Consider the following 22,752-nt stretch of genomic DNA (forward strand, 5'->3'; position numbering starts at 1 on the left):
TCTGCCTATTTGCAGCTTACTGTTTACCATAAGGTTCAAGACCAATTCGGCTCGAATCTGTGCCCTGCAACGTATCATTTAATGTCAAAATTGCGGCATTGTTTCCAATTTGAGGTAAAACCGCGTGAAAACAACCATTGTGGCAAGCCGCAGCCCTGTCACCGTCATTGGGGGCGGGGAGCTCGGCCCGAACGACCTGAACGAGGCGTTGCAGCTTGCCCCGATGTGTGTGGCGGTCGATGGCGGTGCAAATCTGGCCCGCGACGCAGGCGTAGAGATCGCGGCGCTGGTGGGGGATTTCGATTCTGTCACACCCGAGACCCTGTCGCAAATCCCGCCCGCGCGGCAGTTCAAACTGGCAGAGCAGGAAACCACCGATTTCGACAAGGCGCTGCGGTCGGTGGCCGCGCCGTTGATCATAGCGGTGGGGTTTTCGGGCGGGCGCGTGGACCATCAGCTTGCCGCCCTGAGCTCGCTGGCGCGGCATCCGCACCAGCGTTGCCTGCTCATCGCCGGAGAGCAGGTGATTTTCCTCGCGCCGCCCCGGCTTGATCTGCCGACGCGGGCGGAGGATGTGGTGTCGATATACCCGCTGGCGGCGGTCCACGGGGAAAGCAGCGGGCTTGAGTGGCCGCTTGACGGGCTAGAGCTTTCGCCGCTGGGGCGGTTGGGGACATCGAACCGTGCGACGGGGCCCGCGACCCTTAGGGTGGATCGTCCCGCTGCGTTGGTGATGGTGCCCAGGGTGCTCATTCCGCAGGTTGCACAATCGCTGCTGCAGCCAGACGCCGCTGCGTGGCCCGCTCCCTCAGAATAATATAGAGACCGGCGGCCATGGTGATCCCCATCCCGAGCGCCGCCAGCGCATTGGGCAGATCGCCAAAGACGATCAACCCGACCAGCGTCGCCACGGGAATTTCGAGATATTGCATCGGTGCCAGCGTGGCCGAGGGGGCGTAGCGCAAGGACCATGTCATCAGCAGATGTGCCACACTGCCAAGGACGCCGATTGCGATCAGCAGCATCCAGGCGTTTGCATCAGGGACCTGCCAGCCCAAGGCGGGCAGCGCAAGGGTTTGGCCCAGACCCAGCAAGGGCAGCAGTATCACCACGGCGATAAACCCGCTGATCGTTTGCAGGCTGATCGGGTCGGTGTGTTTGGCGATCTGCCGTGTCACCAGCATGAACAGCGCAAAGTTCAGCGCTACGCCGACGGGGAGCAATGCGGGCCAGCCCACCTCGGCAAAGCTGGGTTGCACCACCAGCAGTGTGCCGCAAAAGCCGACGATACAGGCGAGAAGCCGGCGGGTGCCGACCTCTTCCCCCAGCACGTACTTGCCGAGCAGAAGCATAAAGAAGGGCATGACAAAGATAATCGCCACAGCATCGGCCAGCGGCAGGTATTTCAACGCGGTGAACATCATCGCGATCCCGATGACATGCAGCACTGTGCGCACAAAGGCGAGCCACAGCGTTCGGCCCCGCATCGCCAGCGGCCTGCCCGTCAGCAGTACCAGCGGCAGCAAGATCAGCAATTGCACGGCAAAGCGGATAAACACGACCTGACCCAGCGGCACGGACGACCCCAGCAGTTTCGCAATCGCATCACCCACAGGGGCAACGATGCAAAAGCCAAGCATCATGGCAATACCGGTCATCGGTTTATCGGGCAGCATAGCAAAGCCTTTGTCGAGGATCAGGGGGATACGTCCCAGATGTGCAAGCGTATCGCGGCGAGAGTGGCGGCATTTTTCCGGCTTTGCAACCGTGGGGAGAGGGTGATTTCACGCCGCTGACCTGATCAGACCGACGCGATCGCGCCCTCGGTGTTTCGCACTGTATAAAGCCTGATCCGCGCGGTCGATCAGCTCTGCCGCGATGGCCGAGGCATCAAGTGGGGCAGGGAAGGCGTCGCTGGTTTCAGGCTGTGCGGTACATAGCCCGATGCTGATCGTGGCATGGATAGGCTGCGCGCTGGCGGGGATGGTAAATGGCGTCGTGCGGTAGGCTTCGCATATGCGTTTGGCCATACGGGTGGCCTCTGCCTCTGTGATGCCCGGGAGGATGAGTAAAAATTCCTCCCCACCGATGCGGGCGACAACGTCAAGCGGGCGCAGACATGATTTCAGCCGGCGTGCTGTCTCGATCAACACGGCGTCCCCCGAGGCGTGGCCGAATGCGTCATTCACGCGTTTGAAGTGGTCTATGTCTGCCAGCATCACGGCAAGCGGTATCCCTTTGCGGCGGGTGCGCACGGCAAGCCGCGCGACCTCTGACAGGGCGTGCCGGCGGTTGTAGATTCCTGTCAGCGGATCAAAAACCGCTTCGCGCAGGCGTGTATTGACATCACGCCGGATCGTGTCGCCCTGCTGTTTGCGCGCCAGGAGCCCGGTCAGCCGCAGCGAAAGTTCATCGATATCAAAACCATGCTGCATCAGATCGTCGGCCCCCAGATCCAGCGCATGGGCGGCACCGGCGGGGTGGGGGCGGGATTGGAGCACAAGAATACCGCAGTGCCGCGTCGTCGTATTCGCCCGCAGGGTCGAGATCAGGCGCAGTTGCGCCTCGTCGCGCGTTTCGACACCGGTCAGGGTCAGGATGAAGACATCGGGCAGCGCGTTCTGCCGGATACCGGTCAACGCGTCGCGGATGGTCGTCTGGCTGACAGCCCCCCGCAGACGTTTGCGTAGCTGGGTGATATGCACCTGTGTCTCTGCCTTGTCAGGGCTGACGATCTGGAACGTGCCCGGGCGGGTGAAGGTGGCGGCGGTTTCTTCCAGCCCGAGCGGGGGGCACATCGCGTCCCGCATCGCAGTGTGGGTGGCCCCGTGGCCCGCGCGTATCATGCTGCGCACCCGTCCCAGAAACAGCTTGTCGCAGACAGGTTTGACCATCGCTTCCTGTGCGCCATTCGCCAGCAGGTGCAAACACAGCGCCGCGCCACCGCCATCGGCCAAGGCAAAGACAGGTATCCGTGATGTGCGCGGCGACCCCGCGAGCATGGTGCATAGGGCCGTCGCATCTTGCCCGTCCAGATGATGCGCCGTGATGACCAGATCAGGCCCCGACCGGCGCGAGATGTCGACCGCCTGGGCCACGGTGGACGCCTGCCATACCTCGTAGGAGGCGGACATGAGTTTGGTTTTCAACGCGATGCGGTTGGTCGCAACCGTATCCACAATCAGGACTTTACCGGGCACTTGTCTTCATTCTCCACTCACGTGTAACTGGCTTAAGCGCCCTTTGTTGCCGTGATTGGTTAACAAAGGGTTTCGTTTGAGAAACCGTGATGGAAATTAATATGATGAAGCAAGATGCCGCCGAGACGGTCGCCCTGCAGGCCTTGGCCTGGCTGGCCGCGAACGAAGACCTGATGCCCACCTTTATGGGATCAACGGGCGCATCTGCCGAAGACCTGCGCACGCAGGCCGGTGATCCGGTGTTTCTTGGGGCGGTTCTGGATTTCATCATGATGGATGACGCCTGGGTCACGGCGTTTTGTGATACCGTGAACATCCCTTACGACCGTATCATGCAAGCCCGTCAGTCGCTTCCGGGTGGCGCGCAGATGAATTGGACCTGAAAATGATCAAAGCGCTGCTGTTCGACAAAGACGGAACCCTGTTCGACTTCGCCGCCACATGGGAGGCATGGGCCAATGCTTTCCTGACCCGGATCAGCAAGGGAGACGGAGAGAGGGCGGCTTTGCTGGGGCAGCAGATCGGCTTTGATTACGAGACGCAGAGATTCTCGCCCGACAGTATCGTTATTGCGGGCACACCGGGGGAGGTCGTAGATGCGCTGGCCCCCCATGTGGTCGAGATGGCGAAGACGGATCTCTTGGACCTGCTGAACCACGAGGCCGAAAACGCCCCTCAGGCAGAGGCGGTGCCGCTGGTTGCCTTGCTAGAGGCGTTCAAGGCACGCGGGCTGGTGCTTGGCGTCGCCACCAATGACGCCGAGGCGCCCGCCCGCGCGCATTTGGGCGGCGCGGGGGTGACCGGATATTTTGACTTTATCGCAGGTTTCGATAGCGGCCACGGTGCAAAGCCCACGCCGGGGCAGCTCTTGGCGTTTGCCAAAGCCGTGGGGGTGGACCCGTCGGAAGTCGCGATGATCGGGGATAGCCTGCACGATATGGCGGCGGGCCGTGCGGCGGGTATGGCCTGCGTTGCGGTGCTGACGGGGCTGGCCACACGTCAGGACCTAGAAGGGGCCGCCGATGTGGTGCTGCCCGACATCGGCCATCTGCCCGCGTGGCTGGACTGGCAGAGGCATGACCCGCAGGGCTGACAGCTAGATTGCATTTGAGACAAAACCAAAGCGCATTCCGCCGCGGCGGTGGTTTAGCCTTCGGTCTTTGTTAACTCCCATCCGCGATCTTCCCCGTGAAACGGCGGAAAGGGGCGCGATGCACGGGCTGATCAACCATACGATCCAACGGTTCGTGCTGGATAGCTTTGGCCACCGTGTCTGGGCGCAGGTCGCCCTGCGCGCCGATCTTTGCGCCGTTATGGGCACGGCGGATTTCGAACCGATGCTCACCTATGACGATGCCATCACGCCGCGGGTTATCAACCGCCTGTCTGCCGTGATGAAACGCTCGATCCCCGATCTTCTGGAGGATCTGGGTGCCTGGCTTGTGTCCAACCCCGACCGCGAAGGCGTGCGGCGCTTGCTGCGCTTTGGCGGCGACGATTTTGAAGAGTTCTTGCATTCTCTCAACGACTTGCCAGAACGTGCCACCCTCGCCGTGGAAGACCTGCAACTGCCCCAGATGGAGGTCGCGCAGCTTGATGACTGGCGCTTTACGCTCACCTGTCGCGGGAAAGTTCAAGGCTTTGGCTATGTGATGATGGGCGTGATGCGGGTGATTGCGGATGATTATGGCACATTGGCCCTGCTCGATTGCAAAGCCGCCCCACCGGAGGGGGAGGTGATTACCGTCACGATTATTGACCGGCACTACGCGCAGGGGCGCAGCTTTGATCTGGGTGCACGCGGGTGACAGGTGGGGCAGCCTATGAGGCGGCATTGAATGTGCTATGCCCGATGCATGTGATCGTGCAGCCCTGCGGACGTATCCGGCATGTGGGCCCCACCATCCACAAACTGCGCCATCGTGGCACTTGGATCGGGAGCAATTTTTTCGACCAGTTTGTCATGCGCCGACCGAATATGGCCGACAGTATTGCGCAAATCCGCCCGATGGCGGGGCGCAAGCTGCATCTGGCGTTGCATGACCGGCCCGAGCAGATTTTTAAAGGGGTTCTGGTCCCGCTGCCTTGTGGCGAAGATCAGATGGAAGGCTCGGAAACCGACTGTCTGATAAACCTGTCATTCGGGATATCGATCCTGAACGGCGTCCGCACCCATCGCCTGAGCAATGCCGATTTCGCGCCGACCGACCTCGCGGTCGAGATGCTTTATCTGATGGAGGCAAAGTCGGCGGCGATGGCGGCATCGCGTGCGCTGAACCAGAAGCTTGAGGTCGCAAAGATCGCGGCGGAGGAGCAAGCGTTTACCGATACGCTGACTGGCTTGAAAAACCGGCGCGCGATGGATCACGTGCTGTCCCGGCTAATCGCGGGGAACAAGGGGTTTGCCGTGATGCAGATCGATCTGGATTACTTCAAGGCGGTGAACGATAGCCTGGGCCATGCGGCGGGGGATCACGTGTTGCAAACCGCGGCCCGGATCATGGTGGAGGCAACAAGGGACATCGACACCGTCGCCCGCGTCGGCGGTGACGAATTTACCCTGCTGCTGCCTGGCGTTGCTGGCAACGCGCATCTGGCACAGGTCGCCGAACGGATTATCACGCGACTGGAACAGCCGATCAAATTTGATGACGCGGCGTGCCGGATCTCTGCCAGCATCGGCAGCATATGGGTCAAAGCGGGGCAGGACGCCGTGGCCGAAGATGTCCTGTCGGACGCCGATGCGGCGCTTTACCGCTCTAAGCAAGCTGGGCGTGCGCGGCACACGGTGCACGGTGAAACTGTGCCAGACGCCATGCAGAAGGGGAGGGAGAAACCACACGCGCTGCAGTAGATGACGGCGGGCGCTGGGCGTGCTGGCTTTGGTACGCGTCATAATTGCGGGGCCTGTAGAACTGCGGGCGTTCAATCTGCGCAATGCTTCAAGATTGTGCAGCTTGCCTTAAAACGCGCCGCAGGGGGCAGCGGTGCCAGGATTATGGGGGCGCCGCTTTTGGTTGCTCGTCACACGGGCGCGGCTGCGTTAGGGTTTTGGGAAAGGATATTCAGGCAAGGCAGGACATCATGACGGACAGTGCCCGTTCTCTCGGCTCTCGGCTCAGCGCGGTGTTGGCAGAGGTCTATCCCGATCTGGATGCCGACATCCTTTCCAGCATGATCCTTGATGCCTTCTGGCCCGAGGGGACAACCCGCCGCAAAAGAGGCCGGATTGCCGGCAATACGCTTTGGTCGGAACGTGACGCGCTGCTGATCACCTATGGCAACTCAATCGTGGACGGGGCGCATAAGCCGCTGGATTTGTTGAACGACTTCTTGCACCGCTACCTGCGCGGTACATTGAACAGCGTGCATATCCTGCCGTTCTTCCCCTATACCTCTGACGACGGGTTTGCGGTGTCCGATTTTCGCGCGGTGAACCCGCAGCTTGGGGATTGGCCTGATATCAACCGCATTGCCGCCGATTTCACGCTGATGTCCGATCTGGTGCTGAACCATGTGTCGAGCCAGGGGAACTGGTTCAACGCCTACCGTCAGGGGCAGGCCCCCTATGACAAGTTCTTTTTCGAAGCCTCGCCGCAGGATGATCTGCGCGAGGTGGTGCGCCCGCGCACGACGCCGCTGTTGCAAGAGGTAGAAACCTCAAGCGGCCCGCGCCACGTCTGGTGCACTTTCAGCCATGACCAGATCGACCTTGATTTCCGCAACCCCGAGGTGCTGCTTGAGTTTTTGCGGATCATCCGCCTGCATGTGGATAATGGCGTGCAGATCATCCGGCTGGATGCGGTGGCGTTCTTGTGGAAGCAGATCGGCACCCCGTCGATCCACCTGCCGCAAACCCATGCCATTATCCGGCTGATGCGGTTGCTGTGCGACTATGCGCCGGAAAAGATCATCCTGCTGACTGAAACCAATGTGCCCAAGGCCGAAAACCTCAGCTATTTCGGGGCAGGGGACGAGGCCCATGCGATCTATAATTTCCCGCTGCCGCCGCTGATCTTGCATGCGATGATGTCGGGCAATGGGGCGCATCTACGGCGCTGGCAGCGCACGATGCCACCGGCCCCCATGGGCTGCGCCTATCTGAACTTTACCGCCAGTCACGACGGCATCGGCATGCGCCCCGCCGAAGGGTTGTTGCCCGAGGATGAAAAACAACAGGTCATTGATACGGTGTTACAGGTCGGCGGGTTGGTGTCGATGCGCAGCCTGCCCGACGGCGGGCAAAGCCCGTACGAGCTGAACACGACCTTTTACGATGCGCTGTCGCGGACCTTTAAGGGCGCGGATGACCATCATCATGCACGGTTCATCTGTTCTCAGACCATCGTCATGTCGCTGGAGGGGATACCCGCCTTCTACATCCACGCCATGCTGGCGACGCCCAATGATCACGCGCAGGTCGAACATCGCGGGATGAGCCGCGCGATCAACCGACACCGATGGGATTATCCGAGCCTGCGCGACCGGCTGGCCGATGCGTCCAGCGCGCAGGCGCGCGTCTTGGGCGATCTGTCGGCGCGGCTAAAGGTGCGGCAGAAACAAAAGGCGTTTCACCCCAATGCGACGCAATTCACCGTGAACCTGCAAGATGACCGCGTGTTCGGCGTGTGGCGCCAAAGTCTGGACCGCAAACAGTCGATCTTTGCGCTGCACAACGTCAGCGACGCCTCTGTCGCGATTTCGGCGGCGGCGCTGAACCTGATCGAGGATCAACCGTGGCTGGACCTGATCAGCGGTGATTTGATTGACGCCAGCGCAGATCACATCACGCTGGCCCCCTATCAATGCATGTGGATCACCAACCGGTTCTGACCCCGCCGCCTGCGCGGCCCTCAGCTAGGTGTATTCGGCGTCATCCGCTGCGGCGGCCTCGCGCAGATTGGCAAGGAAATCGGGCGCGGCGGCGTGGACGCGGTTCCATGTGGGGATAAAGGGTGTCTCGTGCGGGTTATCGAGAAAGAAGTGCCCCGCCCGCATGATATTCTCGGTAAAGAGCTCGATCGCGCGTTCTTCCTTGTGGCGGTCAATGCTGAGCCCGTTCATCTTGGCGTCGTTGTAGTAGGCATCCAGCAGGTCGAGCGCACAGCGGTAATAGGTCGCCTTGAGCGTGCGAAAGACATTGGGTGTGAACACCGTGCCATCTGCCGCCAGCTTGCGGAAAATCGCCTTGCAGATGTCGGTGGACATGCGGTTCAGCCCCGCATCGGCGTCGGCCTCGCTCAGATCTTGGTGCTTGTGGTCATAGTCGTCGGCGATTTCGACCTGACAGACGGATTTCGGCGCGAGGTTGCGCCATGCCTCTGACAGCACGCCGATCTCCAGCCCCCAGTCGGAGGGGATGCGCAGATCGGGCAAGATATTGGTGCGCATGGCAAATTCACCCGAGAGCGGATAGCGGAAGGCGCGCAGGTAATCGATATAGTCACGGTCGCCCACGACCTTTTTCAGCGCGATCAGCAGCGGGCTGACCAGCAGCCGCGTGACCCGCCCGTTCAGCTTGTCGCTGCCCACCCGCGCGTAATAGCCTTTGGCGACCTGATAGGGGAAATTCGCATTGGCGACAGGATAGATCAGCCGCGCCAGCAGGTCGTTGGTATAGGTCACGATATCGCAATCATGGATCGCCATCACCGCGCTGTCCTGACAGGCGATCAGATAGCCGAGCGAGGACCAGACGTTCTTGCCCTTGCCTTGTTCGGCGGGGGCGAGGCCCATATCTTTCAGCTGCGCGCCAAGCGCCAGCATCCGCGGGCTGTCGTTCCAGATCACGATGTGGTTCTGGTTGAGGCCCTTGAAGAACTCTTTCGCATGGCGGAACTGTGCCTCGTCGGCGCGGTCCAGACCGATGATGATGCGGTGCAGATAGGTGACCTTTGACAGCTCGGCCAGAATGCGGGGCATCGCCTCGGTCTCTAGCTCGGAGTAGAGACAAGGCAGGATCAGCGCCATTTTGCGGGTCTGGGCAAACGTCTCGAGCTCGTAGGTCATTTCGTCTAGCGAGCGGGTGCGCAGATTGTGCAGGGTCGCGATATTCCCGTTTTGATGAAAATCAGCCATGCTTTGTCATTCCTTAGGTTAGGTTAAGCCGCGCGATCAGGTCCAGCACGGCACCGTTCCATCCGGCAGGGCCGGGGAGCGTGGTGCGGGTGATCCTGCCGGTGTCCTCACCGGGCAGCGGGGGCAGGGGGTCGCGGTGCGGGTTGGCGACAATGACGCCAAAGTCGGCTGCTTGCAGCATTTCTATGTCATTGGGGGCATCGCCAAGCGCCAGCGTATGGCGCGGCGCAAAGGCATCGGTCAGCGCGGCCATCTGGTCGGCTTTGGTGCGCCCGTAGGAAAGGGTCAGAAACCGTCCCCCTTCACGGGCATGGATACCGTGATCGTGCAGGGCGTCGATAAATGCGCTGCGCAACTCGGCGCTGCCCGACCAGATGCCGGGTTCGGAAAAGGCCCGTTCTGCCGCGTTGGCGGCGTCAGTATGCGACAGGCCGGTGATCTGTGCGATCTGTGCCACGGTCATATCGCCGAACCCGCAAAACGGGTCGCGTAGCTCCGCAGGCAGGCTGTCGAGCGCGTGGCGCAGGCGCACGTAACTGTCCGTTTTCGGCATGTCGGTGCTGTCGGGCGGTAAAATACCGGCACCGTTTTCGATGATCGCGGGGCAGTGATCCCATGCCAGTTCGGCGCGAATCTCTGCGATCTCGGGCGCGGTTTTGGAGCTCGCCAACACCACTGCGGCCCCGATTCTGCGCAGTGTATCCAAGGCCGGGGTGGCCGCATCCCAGCGATAGGAACTATGTGACAGCAACGTGCCATCAAGGTCCGTAAACACCAGCAGGGGTAAAGACATAGCCATAGATCAAGCGTGTGGTGCGGGACCGATTGTTGCAACTGGGTACAAGTGTTCATCGCGCGGTTTGCATTGTTTTTCTAGCTTTTGCCTAAAAAATGTGCAGAAACTGGACTGCGTGGATGCGCACGTATAAATAGAATCACATGGGCGCTTACGGGGGGAGGGTCCGGTGTAAAAGAGGTCAGGTGACGTCGCGACCAAGGGCTCTGTTTTCACTCTGACAATAATTTTTATTGTTGACGTAAACAAAGTTGCGCGACAGTCTGAGCGCCAAGATACGCCAAAGCGTGCTTCGGGGGATTATTTGTCAACAACTGCGATACAGGCGGCGGCGCTTTCGCCGCCAGAGGGATTAGGCGACCGCATGCGGATGCAGCGTCATCGGATGGCGATGACATTGCAGCAGCTGTCGGCGGCCTCCGGTGTGTCGGTGGGCTATCTGAGCCAGGTGGAACGTGGCAACGCGACACCGACGCTTGGCACGCTGAGCCAAATCGCCGCCGCGCTTGACGTTGATGCGGATTTTTTCGTGCGGACCCCGCGCACGGTCGACAGCCTGACCCGCGGTGCCGCACGGCCCCGTTTCGCGGTGGCAGGATCGTCGATTGAATATGAACAGATCGGTGCCGAACGCGCGGGCCACGAGATGACATCCTATGTGATGAACGTCCCGCCCGGCTATGAATCCGAAACGGTGACCCATGTTGGAGAAGAGATCATCTACATCCTTGAGGGTGAGATCTCGCAGATGGTTGGCGAACGGGAGTATCTGATGACGGCGGGCGACAGCCTGCATTATCTGGGTACCACGCCCCATTGCTGGGCCAACAGAACAGACCGGCAGGCCCGCATCTTATGGGTCGGTCGCATGAAATACGATAAGTCCGGGGAAATCGGACAGAGTGAGGCCGCGCCGGCAGAGAGCTCGCGCGAAATGTTACCCCTCAGGCGTTAACCCTATCGCCCTCATCGGCCCAGAGAGGCCGTGGGGAGATAACACTTTACCAACTAGGAGAGTAAATCGAATGTCTTTCAAGAATATCATGGCCACGGGCCTGCTGCTGAGCACGCTTGGCGTTGCGGCGCAGGCGCAGTCGCTGGTCTATTGCTCGGAAGGGTCGCCAGAAGGCTTTGACCCGGCCCTGTACACCGCAGGCACGACCTTTGATGCGTCCAGCCACCCGATCTACAACCGCTTGGCGGAATTCAAGGTCGGTACCACCGAAACCATTCCCGCGCTGGCCGAAAGCTGGGAGGTGTCCGAAGACGGCAAGACCGTGACGTTCAAGCTGCGCAAAGGCGTCAAGTTTCACAGCAACGCCCAGTTCACGCCCACACGCGATTTTAACGCCGATGACGTGATCTTTAGCTTTGACCGTCAAGGCAACGCCGACAACCCCTACAACCAAGTATCGGGTGGCACCTGGGAATACTACGGTGCGATGTCGATGCCTGACCTGATCGAAAGCATCGAAAAGGTTGATGATTACACCGTTCAGTTCAACCTGACCCGCGCCGAAGCGCCGATCATTGCCAACATGGCAATGGACTTTGCCTCGATCGTGTCCAAGGAATATGCTGACGCGATGCTGGAAGCCGGCACGCCGGAAATGCTGAACCAGGCGCCTATCGGTACCGGCCCGTTCACCTTCCAAGCCTACCAGAAAGACGCCGTGATCCGTTACGTGCGCAACGACGAATACTGGGGTGACCCGGCGAAAGTCGAAGCGTTGATCTTTGCGATCACACCGGACGCCTCCGTGCGCTACCAGAAGGTACAAGCGGGCGAATGCCACGTCATGGCCTATCCGAACCCTGCGGACGTGCAGGCGATGAAAGACGCCGAAGATGTCGTCGTGATGGAGCAAGAGGGCCTGAACGTGGGCTATCTGGCGTACAACACGCAGATGCCTCCGTTCGACAACGCCAATGTGCGTAAAGCCTTGAACATGGCGATCGACAAGCAAGCGATCATCGACGTGGTGTTCCAGGGCTCCGGCGAAATCGCCAAGAACCCGCTGCCGCCGACAATGTGGTCCTATAACGATGCGATCGAGGATGACAAATACGATCCGGAAGCCGCGAAAGCCGCGCTGGAAGCCGAAGGCGTATCCGACCTGACGCTGAAAATCTGGGCGATGCCGGTCCAGCGTCCCTATAACCCCAATGCCCGCCGTATGGCCGAGCTGATGCAGGAAGACTTCTCGAAGGTCGGTGTCGACGTAGAGATCGTGTCCTACGAATGGGGTGAATACCTTGAGCGTTCCAAAGCAAAAGACCGCGATGGTGCCGTTCTGCTGGGTTGGACAGGTGACAACGGTGACCCCGACAACTTCCTCGCGGTTCTGCTGGGCTGCGACGGCGTAGAGAAATCCAACCGCGCACAATGGTGCAACGAGGAATTCGACGCGCTGGTTCAGGAAGCCAAGGTTCTGCCAACACAAGAAGAGCGTGCGCCGCTGTATGAAAAAGCGCAGGAAATCTTCAAGGACCAAGCCCCTTGGGCCACCATCGCGCATTCGGTTGTTTACATGCCAATGCGCCCCGAAGTTGAAAACTATGTTGTGCACCCGCTGGGTGGCCACATCTTCAACCAGGTTGGCCTGTCGCAATAACAGCGATGACAAAGCAATGGGGACGGTGCATGTCGCGCCGTCCCTTCCTCTATTCTAGGCCCCGGCCACGTTAACGAAAGGCGCAAGCCCCCGTGTCAAAGAACCTCTCTCAACGTCTTGCCGACTATGTCGCTGTGGCCGCCGATCTGGGCGTCGATGCCGTGGCGCTGGTGCCCGGACCCAATTTCTCGCGCGCCGTTGGCCATAGGTTTATGAGCAACGAGCGTCCCTTTGTTCTGGTGATCCCTGCGGATAAACCTGCGGCGGTGCTGTTGCCGAACCTCGAACTGGGCAGTTGGGACATGGTCGGATTTGACGGCGCGGTGTTTGATTGGCGCGACCAGACCGGCTATGCCGATGCATTTGCCGCGCTGGCGCAGCATTTGGGCATCACGTCGCTGGCGGTCGAAGGGCAGGTGATGCGCGTCTTCGTGCACCATGCGTTCAAACAGGCACAGCCCGATCTGACCATCACCGATGCAGAGCGTGAAATCTCGGCCCTGCGGATGATCAAGACCCCCGAGGATATCGCCGCCCTGCGCGCGGCGATCGGCATTTCCGAACGCGCCCTCCAGCGCACGCTGGACAGCGTCAAGCTGGGCCAGAGCGAGAAGCAGATCGAACAGACGCTGGTGCAGGCGCTTTTCGCGGAAGGGGCGGATGACCTGTCCTTTGGTCCCATCGTGGCCGCCGCCGATGGCTCGGCCCGCCCCCATGCCCATGCGCGCGAGGATTACGCGGTCAAGGCGGGCGATGCGCTGCTGCTGGACTTTGGCGCGCGCAAGAACGGCTTTGCCGCCGACATCACCCGTACCGTTTTTCTGGATCACGTTACCGATGAGGGGCGCGATGTCTATGACACCGTGCTGCGCGCCAATATGGCAGGGCTTGCCGTGACCCGCGCGGGGGTGACCGCCCATGACATCGACGATGCCGTGATCTCTGTACTGGAAGCCTCGCCCTATGGGGACCGCATCCGCACCAAGACCGGTCACGGTCTGGGCCGCGAGGTCCATGAGGCCCCCTATATCATGCGGGGCAACCACATGACTTTACCCGCCGGAACGGTTTACACCAATGAACCCGGCCTCTACGAGATCGGAAATTTCGGCGTGCGCATCGAGGATGACGTGCTGATTACCGACGACGGCTATGAAACGCTGACCAACTTCCCCAAAGAGCTGATGGTGATAAAATGCTGAACTATGTTCTGGGACGACTGCTGACGTTCATCCCGACTTTCATCGGGGTGACGCTGATCTCCTTCGGATTCATCCGCGCGCTGCCGGGCGACCCGATCCAGGTGATGGCGGGCGAGCGCGGCATCTCTGATGAGCGCTATGCCCAACTGGCCAAACAATTCGGCTATGACCAGCCGATCTATGTGCAATTCTGGGATTATCTGACCGGCGTGCTGCAGGGCGATCTGGGCAACAGCTTTGTCACCAAGCGCCCGGTGTTCGACGAATTCTTTACGCTCTTCCCAGCCACGCTTGAGCTGGCGGTCTGCGCGATGATCTTTGCCATCGCCCTTGGCCTTCCGGCGGGGGTGATTGCGGCGGTGAACCGGGGCAAGTTCTTTGACCGGGCGCTGATGTCCACGGCGCTGGTGGGCTATTCGATGCCGATCTTCTGGTGGGCGCTGCTGCTGATCATTGTCTTTTCGGGCAACCTGCAATGGACTCCTGTGTCGGGGCGGATTGATCTGCTGTATTACTTCCCCAACCCCACCGGCTTTATGCTGATTGACAGTCTGGCGTCGGGTCAGAAGGGGGCGTTCCTGTCAGCGGTGCGCCATCTGGTTCTGCCAACGATCGTGCTGGGGACAATCCCGCTGGCCGTGATCGCACGCCAGACGCGGTCGGCCATGCTGGAGGTTCTGGGCGAGGATTACATCCGCACCGCCCGCGCCAAGGGCATGTCTCCGGGGCGGATCAACGGCATTCACGCCCTGCGCAACGCGCTGATCCCCGTGATCACCGTGATTGGTCTGTCGGTCGGCACATTGCTGGCCGGTGCGATCCTGACCGAAACCATCTTTAGCTGGCCGGGCATCGGCAAGTGGATGGTCGATAGTATTTTCCGCCGCGATTACCCCGTGGTTCAGGGCGGGCTGCTGCTGATTGCTGTGATGGTGATGGTCGTGAACCTGACCGTCGACATGCTTTACGGCGTCATCAACCCCAAAATCAGAAAGCGATAACATGGACGACGCACTCTCTGCCGAAGCCGCAATGGTCCAGGAACGTCCGGGCCGCTTGCGCGAATTCTGGTTCTACTTCCGCGAAAACCGCGGCGCTGTCATCGGGCTATGGATCTTTGCGGTCTTTGCCTTTCTGGCCCTGTTCGGTCCGTGGGTCGCCCCCCATGACGCGACAGAGCAATTCCGCGCCGCCACCCTACAGCCCCCCGCGTGGCAAGAGGGCGGCAGCTGGACCCATATCCTGGGTACCGATCCGCTCGGGCGCGATATGCTGTCGCGTCTGATTGTGGGCGCGCGTTATTCCTTCTTTGTGGGGGTCGTCGTTGTCTCTATCGCGGCGACCGGCGGGATCATCATCGGGCTGATCGCGGGCTTTGCGCCCAAATGGGTCGATAGCATCATCATGCGTGTCATGGATATCGTGCTGGCGTTCCCGTCCCTGCTGCTGGCGTTGGTGCTGGTGGCGATCCTCGGGCCGTCGCTGACCAACGCGATGATCGCCATCGCGATTGTGTTGCAGCCCCACTATGTGCGCCTGACCCGCGCCAGCGTGCTGTCGGAACGTCAGAAAGATTACGTGACCTCGGCCCGCGTAGCGGGGGCAGGGATCTTCCGGCTGATGTTTGTCACCGTGCTGCCCAACTGCCTTGCGCCGATCATCGTGCAGGCCGCGCTGTCATTCTCGACCGCGATCCTTGATGCCGCGGCCTTGGGCTTTCTGGGGATGGGGGCGCAGCCGCCCACACCTGAATGGGGCACGATGCTGGCCGAAGCACGCGAGTTCATCCTGCGCGCCTGGTGGGTCGTGACCTTCCCCGGCGTGGCGATCCTTGTGACCGTGCTGGCGATCAACCTCATGGGTGACGGCCTGCGCGACGCGCTTGATCCGAAACTGAAACGGAGCTGAGCCATGACACTTTTGCGTATCAGAAACCTAAGCGTTGATTTCGCCACGGCCTCGGGCAAGTTCCGGGCGGTGGACGGCGTCGACCAGGACGTGAACGAAAGCGAGATCCTCGCGATTGTGGGGGAAAGCGGGTCGGGTAAATCCGTGTCGATGCTGGCGCTGATGGGGCTGCTGCCCTGGACTGCTACCGTCACCGCGGACGAGCTGACCTTCGATGGGCACAACCTGCTGACGATGGACGCCAAGGCGCGTCGCAAGATCGTCGGCAATGATCTGGCGATGATCTTTCAGGAGCCGATGTCATCGCTTAACCCCTGTTTCACCGTGGGCTGGCAAATCCGCGAGGCCCTGCGGGTGCATCTTGGCATGGGCCGCCGCGAGCGTCAGAAACGCGCGATCGAGCTGTTTGAACAGGTCGGGATCCCCGATCCCGAAAAGCGCCTGTCGGCCTTCCCGCACCAGATGTCGGGCGGGATGAACCAGCGGGTGATGATTGCGATGGCGATTGCCTGTAAGCCCAAGCTGCTGATCGCCGATGAACCTACCACGGCGCTCGACGTGACCATTCAGGCACAGATCCTCGATCTGCTCGCGTCCCTGCGCGAGGAAACGGGCATGGGGCTGGTGTTGATCACGCACGACATGGGTGTTGTTGCGGAAACCGCCGAACGCGTCAGCGTGCAATATGCCGGCCAGAAGATCGAAGAGCAGCCGGTGATCCCGCTGTTTGACGCGCCGCACCACCCCTATACCTCGGCGCTGCTGGATGCGCTGCCGGAACGGGCGACGGAAAAGCGGCTGCCGACCATTCCGGGCGTGGTGCCGGGGCAATTCGACCGCCCCGCAGGATGCCTGTTTTCGCCACGCTGCAAATTCGCCAACGCCAAATGCAAGTCCGAAGCGCCGCCCGCCTTGGGCGCTGATCTGGGCTATGCGCGTTGTTTCTACCCCTTGAACACAGACGAAAGGGTCGCATCATGACCGCACCTGTGATGACTGCAACGGCGCTAGAGCGTCACTATGAAGTCGGCGGCGGGCTGTTTCGCAAGCCGCGTACGCTCAAGGCCGTGGGCGGGCTCGATTTCGCGCTCTATCCGGGCAAAACGCTGGCCGTCGTAGGCGAAAGCGGCTGCGGGAAATCGACCTTGGCGCGGATGGTCACGATGATCGAAGACCCGACCGCCGGATCGCTGACACTGGATGGCAAACCCGTGGTCCGCGAAGACTGGGCATCGCTGCGCAAATCGGTGCAGATCGTGTTCCAAGACCCCTATGGCTCGCTCAACCCGCGCCAGCGGATCGGCGCGATCCTTGAGGAACCTCTCAAGATCAACCGCCCCGACATGAGCAGCAAGGAGCGTACCGCCAAAGCGCGCGAGATGCTCGGTCTGGTGGGCTTGCGGCCTGAACATTTTGACCGCTATCCGCATATGTTTTCCGGCGGTCAACGCCAGCGGATCGCGATTGCGCGGGCGTTGATGCTGGACCCCAAAGTGCTGGTGCTGGACGAGCCTGTGTCCGCGCTGGACCTGTCGATCCAGAGCTCGGTGCTGAACCTGTTGGTCGATCTGCAGGAACGTCTGCAACTGGCCTATCTGTTCATCTCCCATGACCTGAGCGTCGTGCGTCACGTGGCGGATGAGGTTATTGTGATGTATCTGGGGCGCGCGGTCGAACGCGGTAGCCGCGATGATGTGTTCGGTGCGCCGTTCCACCCCTATGCCAAGGCGCTGCTGTCGGCCACGCCCCAAGCGGACCCACGCGGCGCGAAAGAGCGGATCAAGCTGCAAGGCGAACTGCCATCGCCACTGGCGATCCCCGATGGCTGCCCCTTTGCGCCACGGTGCTGGAAAGTGCGCGACAAATGCCGCGCCATGCGGCCAGAACTGCCGCAGGGGCATCATGCCGCGGCGTGTTTCTTTCCTGAAAACGGTGGCACCCCGGCCTAGGGCCGGGGGCGTCCTCGTTTATCTCGCGCGCGTCAGATCAACTGGCGCTTGCGTCGGCGCAAAGTTGCAGCCCGGCGCGCACATGGTCGCGGCGCGAGACGTGGCTGGCCGTCAGACCCTGGGCGGCAAGCCCGCGTGCATAGAGCGGGGCGAGCGGGCTGTCGGAGAGGATGACCACCTCGCGGCCCAGCCAATAGGCGCGGGCACCGGCCAGCTCTAGCCCGATCAACAAACCCATCAGCCGTGACCAGCCTGCGTCCATTGTGGGGCCATCTATGGTGGCGTGCGCCGAAATCTCGGCCAGCGCGGTGGCAACGATTTGCGGGCGAGCCATGACATCATTCACGGCGGCGTCGAAAGTATCCTCATCCAACCCACCACCGACAACCGCCTTTGATAGCGGGGCTGTCGCGGACAACTGCGCGGCCATCATGGGGGTGAGAAAACTTTGAAAACTGACGACCTCGCGGGCGCTGATGTGGGCCCATGTGGACTGTGCATCAAGGCAACAGATCACCCCGTCAAACTCGGGCGCTGCCTGAAGGTAGCCCGCAATCGCCGTCTCGGCCCCTTGCGTGATCTGGGGTGGGTTGGCCTGTTTCAGGCCGGGCACCGCGCGTAGTTCCAGCCGCGGGTCATCAACCTCCAGGGCAAGCACCCCGCCCAAGGGCTCTGCCGGAATGGGGCGCAGGCTGCTGGCGGGCAGGGCAGGCAGCCCCGCGAGGATCACCGGCAAACGCTGTTGGTCCGACAGATAGGGCGACAGCAAATCCGTAAGGGCCGCGACAAAGCCGTCTTCCGCAGGCAAGGCAGCGACCGGCCCGTCGGCCTGCGCCAGCACATCGCTGCGTGGATCATGCACCCACAGATGCATATGCCCATCCGCGACATCGACCCCGATCCACGCGGGGCTTGCACCGCTCACGCGCGGGGGCCTGTGAAGAGGGAAATGGGAAAATAGGGGGTGCCGATCATGGGGTGTCTCCTTGCCTGAGCCGCGTCTTGCCGCGCGGTCGTGTAGAAATCGGGTTGCATCAAAGCGCGCAATCGCGCTCTATTACGCGATCAACAATAAACATAACGGGAGTTCCTCTGCCATGAAAGTTCTTGCAGCAACCACCGCGCTTACCCTGTCCCTTGCCAGCAGCCTTGCTGCCGCAAGCTGTGACGAGATCACCTTTTCCGACGTAGGTTGGACCGACATCACCGCGACCACTGCCGCAACCACCGTCGTGCTGGACGCTTTGGGCTATGAGACAGACGTGAAAATCCTTTCCGTTCCAGTGACCTACACGTCGATGGCCGCAGGCGATGTGGATGTGTTTCTTGGCAACTGGATGCCCACGATGGAGGCGGACATCGCACCCTACCGCGAGGATGGCAGCGTTGACACAGTGCGCGCGAACCTGACTGGCGCGAAGTACACGCTGGCCGTGAATAAAGCCGCCGCTGACATGGGGATCAAGAATTTCGCCGATATCGCTGCCAATGCAGACGCGCTGGACGGTCAGATCTATGGCATCGAGCCGGGCAATGACGGCAACCGCCTGATCCAGTCGATGATCGACGATAACGCCTTTGATCTGGCCGAGTTCGAGGTCAAGGAATCCTCGGAGCAGGGGATGCTTGCACAGGTCAAACGCCTGTCCGCCAAGGGCGAGCCTATCGTCTTCCTTGGTTGGGAGCCGCACCCGATGAACGCGAACTTTGATCTGACCTATCTGGAAGGCGGGGATGATTTCTTTGGCCCCGATCTGGGCGGTGCGACCGTTCATACCAACACCCGCGCCGGTTTTGTCGAGGAATGCCCCAACGTGGGCAAGCTGCTGACCAATCTGGAATTCACCCTCGCCATGGAGAACGAGATCATGGGGGCCATTCTGGATGACGGCGAAGAGCCCCGCGATGCGGCGACAGCCTGGATCAAGGCGAACCCTGATGTGCTCGACACATGGCTGGACGGCGTGACCACCGTGGACGGTGGCGACGCGATGGCGGCCGCCAAGACCATCGTCGAGTAATCCACCCTTAGGATGTGAAAAGGGCCTGCCATCGGGCGGGCCCTTTTTGCCATCATCGCATGATACCAGCCTCCGGAGGTTCCCATGAACTGGCTCACCGATAACAAGATCCCGATTGATGACGCCGCAGAGGCGGTTTTTGATTGGCTGCTGATCAACGCGGGTTGGCTGTTCGACGGGCTGGCCGTCGCGATGGAGTGGTTGATTGACGCGATCCTCTGGGTGCTGCAAACGCCACATCCGCTGATCGTTATCGCTGTCTTTGGCGCGTTGACCTGGGCGATCCAGCGCAACTGGAAAACCCCGCTGCTAATCGTGTTGGGGTTTCTGTTCATCCTCAATCAGGATTACTGGGAAGAAACCACCGAAAGCCTGACGCTGGTGCTGTCGGCCTGTGTGGTTTGCATGGGCGTCGGCGTTCCCATCGGCATCGCCGCGGCGCACCGACCGCGCATGTACCGCTATATGGCACCGGTGCTGGACTTGATGCAGACGCTGCCCACCTTCGTCTATCTTATTCCCGCAATTGTCTTTTTCGGCATCGGCATGGTGCCGGGGCTGATCGCGACGGTGATCTTTGTCCTGCCCGCGCCGATCCGGTTGACGCAGCTTGGTATCGCCTCCACCCCCAAGGCGCTGCTTGAGGCCGCGCAGGCCTTTGGGGCGAAGCCCAGCCAGACCCTGTGGAAAATCGAACTGCCCTATGCGCTGCCGCAGATCATGACCGGTCTGAACCAGACGATCATGCTGTCGCTGTCGATGGTGGTGATCGCGGCCCTCGTGGGGGCGGATGGCCTTGGCGTGCCGGTGGTGCGCGCGCTTAATCAGGTGAACACGGGGCTTGGCTTTGAATCGGGGCTGATCATCGTCGTGGTCGCCATCATGCTGGACCGGATGCTACGGGTGACACGAAAATGAGCGATCAAATGACCAACCCCGCAAACGCCGTCGAATTCGACAATGTGTCCATCGTCTTTGGCCCGAAACCGGCCAAGGCGTTGCCCTTGATGGACGCCGGACAAGACCGTGCCGAAATCGAGGCCGAGACAGGCCAGATCCTCGGGGTGCATAACTGCACGCTTGACGTCAAACAGGGCGAGATCCTTGTGCTGATGGGCTTGTCCGGCTCTGGCAAATCCACCTTGCTGCGCGCGGTCAACGGGTTGAACCCGTTGGTGCGTGGATCGGTGCGGGTACATGATGGCGACTGGAGCTGTGACGTCACTGCCAGCTCTGCCGCTGATCTGCGCCGCGTGCGCCGCGAATGTGTGTCGATGGTGTTCCAGCAGTTCGGATTGCTGCCGTGGCGCACGGTGCGCGACAACGTGGCGCTCGGGCTGGAACTGGCCGATGTTCCCAAACGCGAACGACTTGAACGGGCAGAGGCGCAGCTTAGGCTTGTCGGGCTGGCCGATTGGGCCGACCGCAAGGTCAGCGAGCTGTCGGGCGGGATGCAGCAACGCGTGGGGCTGGCCCGCGCCTTTGCCACCGAAGCCCCGATCCTGCTGATGGACGAGCCTTTCTCGGCCCTTGATCCGCTGATCCGCACCCGCCTGCAGGACGAGCTGCTTGATCTGCAACGCGAGTTGAAACGCACGATCATCTTCGTCAGTCATGATCTGGACGAAGCCTTCAAACTGGGCGGGCGCATCGCGATTATGGAGGGCGGGCGCATCGTGCAATGCGGCACCCCGCGCGAGATTTTTTCGAACCCCGCGTCGGACTATGTGGCGGAATTCGTGGCCAATATGAACCCGCTTGGTGTGCTGACGGCCCGCGATGTGATGGGCCCGCCCGCCGCGACATCGGACGGGGCCGTCGCCGCCGAGACGCCGGTGGCCGAGCTGATTGGCAAGATCGGCGATGATGCGCAGGCGATCCCCGTGGTCGAGGACGGAGAGACAATCGGCACCGTTACCGCAGGCAGTATCGTATCGCGCTTGCAGTCCGAATGATGCTTTGACCTCAGGCGCTTGGCGGGTCATCACTACGCCACAGGACCGCTCAGCGCAGGGGATGACAGGATGACGGATCAGGAAAGCTCGGGCCGCCAGAGCAATGCGCTTGGCGTGGCAGGTGTGCTTTTTGCAGGCACCGTCTGGGGCACCACCGGCACCGCCGCGACCTTTGCCCCTGACGTGAGTGCTGCGGCGATCGGTGCCGCGGCGATGGGGATCGGCGGCATCGGGCAGGCGCTGCTGGCGCTGCGGGGCATCGCCCATGCGCGTGCGCAACTTTGGCAGCAGCGTGGGTTGCTGCTGCTGGGGGCCTTGGCGGTGATGATCTATCCGCTGGCGTTCTATGGCTCCATGCGGTTGGCGGGGGTGACCATCGGGACCGTCGTCACCATCGGCACCGCGCCCCTGTTTGCCGCGCTGATCGAATATGTGATGGAGCGATCTTTGCTGACCCTTCGGTGGAGCCTTGGCGCGCTGGCGGGCGTGGCGGGCATGGTGCTGATCTGTCTGGCCGAGGGCGGGCATGGGGCCGTGGGGGGCACCAATGTGCCGCTGGGGGTCGTGCTGGGTCTGCTCGGCGGGTTTACCTATGCGCTTTATAGCTGGACTGCGCGCGCGATGATGCTGCGCGGCCTGCGGTCTTCGGTGGCCATGGGTGCCACCTTTGGACTGGGCGGGCTGATGCTGATGCCGGTGCTACTGGCGACCGGCGGCCCGCTGCTGGCCTCGTGGGGCAATGCGGCGGTCGGGCTTTATATGGCGTTTGTGCCGATGTTTCTGGGCTATATCTGTTTCGGCTACGGGCTGTCGCGGGTGCGGGCCAGTACGGCCACGACCCTGACGCTGATCGAGCCGGTGGTCGCAGCACTGCTGGCCGTTGTCGTGGTGGGCGAACGCTTGCCCCCCCTTGGTTGGGCGGGCGTCGGGCTGGTCGTGCTTTGCCTGCTGGTGCTGACCGTGCCCACGGGGCGGGGCGCGCAGCCAGTGGCCCCGATCCCGCCCAAGTAGTATCGGATTCGACTGAC

Annotated in this window: 22 protein-coding genes; 17 read left to right on the forward strand and 5 right to left on the reverse strand. The window is 61.4% G+C overall.

The genetic code is table 11. The features are described from left to right. Positions 1-124: 124 nt before the first annotated feature. On the forward strand, positions 125-817 hold the full coding sequence (locus ABM428_RS06890; protein ID WP_132996861.1) for a thiamine diphosphokinase: 693 nt from the start codon (positions 125-127) through the stop codon (positions 815-817). On the opposite strand, the gene ABM428_RS06895 is transcribed toward ABM428_RS06890, so the two are convergent. Beyond that, complete coding sequence (locus tag ABM428_RS06895) at positions 750-1,676, reverse strand: DMT family transporter (protein WP_132996860.1); 927 nt, start codon at positions 1,674-1,676, stop codon at positions 750-752. The genes ABM428_RS06890 and ABM428_RS06895 overlap by 68 nt on opposite strands. A gap of 108 nt (positions 1,677-1,784) precedes the next feature. Beyond that, positions 1,785-3,200, reverse strand: a complete 1,416-nt coding sequence (locus ABM428_RS06900) for a diguanylate cyclase domain-containing protein (protein WP_132996859.1) — start codon at positions 3,198-3,200, stop codon at positions 1,785-1,787. Positions 3,201-3,289: 89 nt separating this feature from the next. Between ABM428_RS06900 and ABM428_RS06905 the strand changes: the two genes are divergently transcribed. The 5 genes from ABM428_RS06905 to ABM428_RS06925 all read left to right on the forward strand — a co-directional run bounded on the left by ABM428_RS06905 (position 3,290) and on the right by ABM428_RS06925 (position 8,033). Then, complete coding sequence (locus ABM428_RS06905; protein WP_009826578.1) at positions 3,290-3,583, forward strand: DUF3572 domain-containing protein; 294 nt, start codon at positions 3,290-3,292, stop codon at positions 3,581-3,583. Between the two features lie 2 nt (positions 3,584-3,585). Next, on the forward strand, positions 3,586-4,293 hold the full coding sequence (locus ABM428_RS06910; RefSeq protein WP_353628322.1) for an HAD family hydrolase: 708 nt from the start codon (positions 3,586-3,588) through the stop codon (positions 4,291-4,293). A gap of 118 nt (positions 4,294-4,411) precedes the next feature. Further along, complete coding sequence (locus tag ABM428_RS06915) at positions 4,412-5,008, forward strand: heme NO-binding domain-containing protein (protein WP_306285748.1); 597 nt, start codon at positions 4,412-4,414, stop codon at positions 5,006-5,008. Between the two features lie 44 nt (positions 5,009-5,052). Next, positions 5,053-6,054 (forward strand): GGDEF domain-containing protein, encoded by a 1,002-nt coding sequence (locus ABM428_RS06920; RefSeq protein ID WP_353628339.1) that lies wholly within the window; start codon positions 5,053-5,055, stop codon positions 6,052-6,054. 230 nt (positions 6,055-6,284) lie between these two features. Then, positions 6,285-8,033: a sugar phosphorylase gene (locus ABM428_RS06925; RefSeq protein ID WP_353628323.1), complete on the forward strand. Its 1,749-nt coding sequence runs from the start codon at positions 6,285-6,287 to the stop codon at positions 8,031-8,033. A 24-nt stretch (positions 8,034-8,057) separates the two neighbouring features. On the opposite strand, the gene ABM428_RS06930 is transcribed toward ABM428_RS06925, so the two are convergent. Beyond that, on the reverse strand, positions 8,058-9,278 hold the full coding sequence (locus ABM428_RS06930) for a glycosyl transferase (protein ID WP_353628324.1): 1,221 nt from the start codon (positions 9,276-9,278) through the stop codon (positions 8,058-8,060). 13 nt (positions 9,279-9,291) lie between these two features. Continuing rightward, complete coding sequence (locus tag ABM428_RS06935) at positions 9,292-10,077, reverse strand: mannosyl-3-phosphoglycerate phosphatase (protein WP_132996856.1); 786 nt, start codon at positions 10,075-10,077, stop codon at positions 9,292-9,294. Between the two features lie 361 nt (positions 10,078-10,438). On the opposite strand from ABM428_RS06935, the gene ABM428_RS06940 reads away from it, so the two are divergent. The 7 genes from ABM428_RS06940 (at position 10,439) to ABM428_RS06970 (ending at position 17,748) form a co-directional block, all read left to right on the forward strand. Beyond that, positions 10,439-11,029 carry a helix-turn-helix domain-containing protein gene (locus tag ABM428_RS06940; RefSeq protein ID WP_050766225.1) on the forward strand — a complete coding sequence of 197 codons (591 nt, stop codon included), beginning with the start codon at positions 10,439-10,441 and terminating at the stop codon, positions 11,027-11,029. Positions 11,030-11,099: 70 nt separating this feature from the next. Next, entirely contained in the window at positions 11,100-12,689 is a 1,590-nt protein-coding gene (locus ABM428_RS06945; RefSeq protein WP_037943869.1) for an ABC transporter substrate-binding protein, read from the forward strand. Positions 12,690-12,781: 92 nt separating this feature from the next. Next, complete coding sequence (locus ABM428_RS06950; protein ID WP_353628325.1) at positions 12,782-13,891, forward strand: Xaa-Pro peptidase family protein; 1,110 nt, start codon at positions 12,782-12,784, stop codon at positions 13,889-13,891. Then, complete coding sequence (locus ABM428_RS06955; protein ID WP_005852501.1) at positions 13,885-14,892, forward strand: ABC transporter permease subunit; 1,008 nt, start codon at positions 13,885-13,887, stop codon at positions 14,890-14,892. The genes ABM428_RS06950 and ABM428_RS06955 overlap by 7 nt, the downstream gene beginning before the upstream one ends. Position 14,893: 1 nt before the next feature. Further along, positions 14,894-15,799 (forward strand): ABC transporter permease subunit, encoded by a 906-nt coding sequence (locus ABM428_RS06960; RefSeq protein ID WP_005852503.1) that lies wholly within the window; start codon positions 14,894-14,896, stop codon positions 15,797-15,799. Between the two features lie 3 nt (positions 15,800-15,802). Beyond that, positions 15,803-16,780 carry an ABC transporter ATP-binding protein gene (locus ABM428_RS06965; protein ID WP_005852505.1) on the forward strand — a complete coding sequence of 326 codons (978 nt, stop codon included), beginning with the start codon at positions 15,803-15,805 and terminating at the stop codon, positions 16,778-16,780. Further along, positions 16,777-17,748 carry an ABC transporter ATP-binding protein gene (locus ABM428_RS06970; RefSeq protein WP_005852507.1) on the forward strand — a complete coding sequence of 324 codons (972 nt, stop codon included), beginning with the start codon at positions 16,777-16,779 and terminating at the stop codon, positions 17,746-17,748. The genes ABM428_RS06965 and ABM428_RS06970 overlap by 4 nt, the downstream gene beginning before the upstream one ends. Before the next feature lie 37 nt (positions 17,749-17,785). On the opposite strand, the gene ABM428_RS06975 is transcribed toward ABM428_RS06970, so the two are convergent. Then, positions 17,786-18,673 (reverse strand): 2-dehydro-3-deoxygalactonokinase, encoded by an 888-nt coding sequence (locus ABM428_RS06975; protein ID WP_353628326.1) that lies wholly within the window; start codon positions 18,671-18,673, stop codon positions 17,786-17,788. A gap of 172 nt (positions 18,674-18,845) precedes the next feature. Here ABM428_RS06975 and ABM428_RS06980 point away from each other — a divergent pair, with 172 nt between their 5' ends. From ABM428_RS06980 to ABM428_RS06995, 4 genes are all read left to right on the forward strand, one after another. After that, a complete protein-coding gene (locus ABM428_RS06980; protein ID WP_005852512.1) occupies positions 18,846-19,769 on the forward strand; it encodes a choline ABC transporter substrate-binding protein in 924 nt (307 codons plus the stop codon). A gap of 84 nt (positions 19,770-19,853) precedes the next feature. Next, the gene (gene choW / locus ABM428_RS06985) at positions 19,854-20,687 is read left to right on the forward strand and encodes a choline ABC transporter permease subunit (protein WP_009826591.1); all 834 of its coding nucleotides are present in this window, start codon (positions 19,854-19,856) and stop codon (positions 20,685-20,687) included. An 8-nt stretch (positions 20,688-20,695) separates the two neighbouring features. Then, entirely contained in the window at positions 20,696-21,724 is a 1,029-nt protein-coding gene (gene choV, locus ABM428_RS06990) for a choline ABC transporter ATP-binding protein (protein ID WP_005852516.1), read from the forward strand. Between the two features lie 69 nt (positions 21,725-21,793). Next, complete coding sequence (locus ABM428_RS06995; RefSeq protein ID WP_132996851.1) at positions 21,794-22,735, forward strand: DMT family transporter; 942 nt, start codon at positions 21,794-21,796, stop codon at positions 22,733-22,735. The last annotated feature ends 17 nt before the right edge of the window (positions 22,736-22,752 follow it).

The sequence above is a fragment of the Sulfitobacter sp. TCYB15 genome (genome assembly GCF_040435955.1).
Taxonomy (GTDB): domain Bacteria; phylum Pseudomonadota; class Alphaproteobacteria; order Rhodobacterales; family Rhodobacteraceae; genus Sulfitobacter; species Sulfitobacter pontiacus.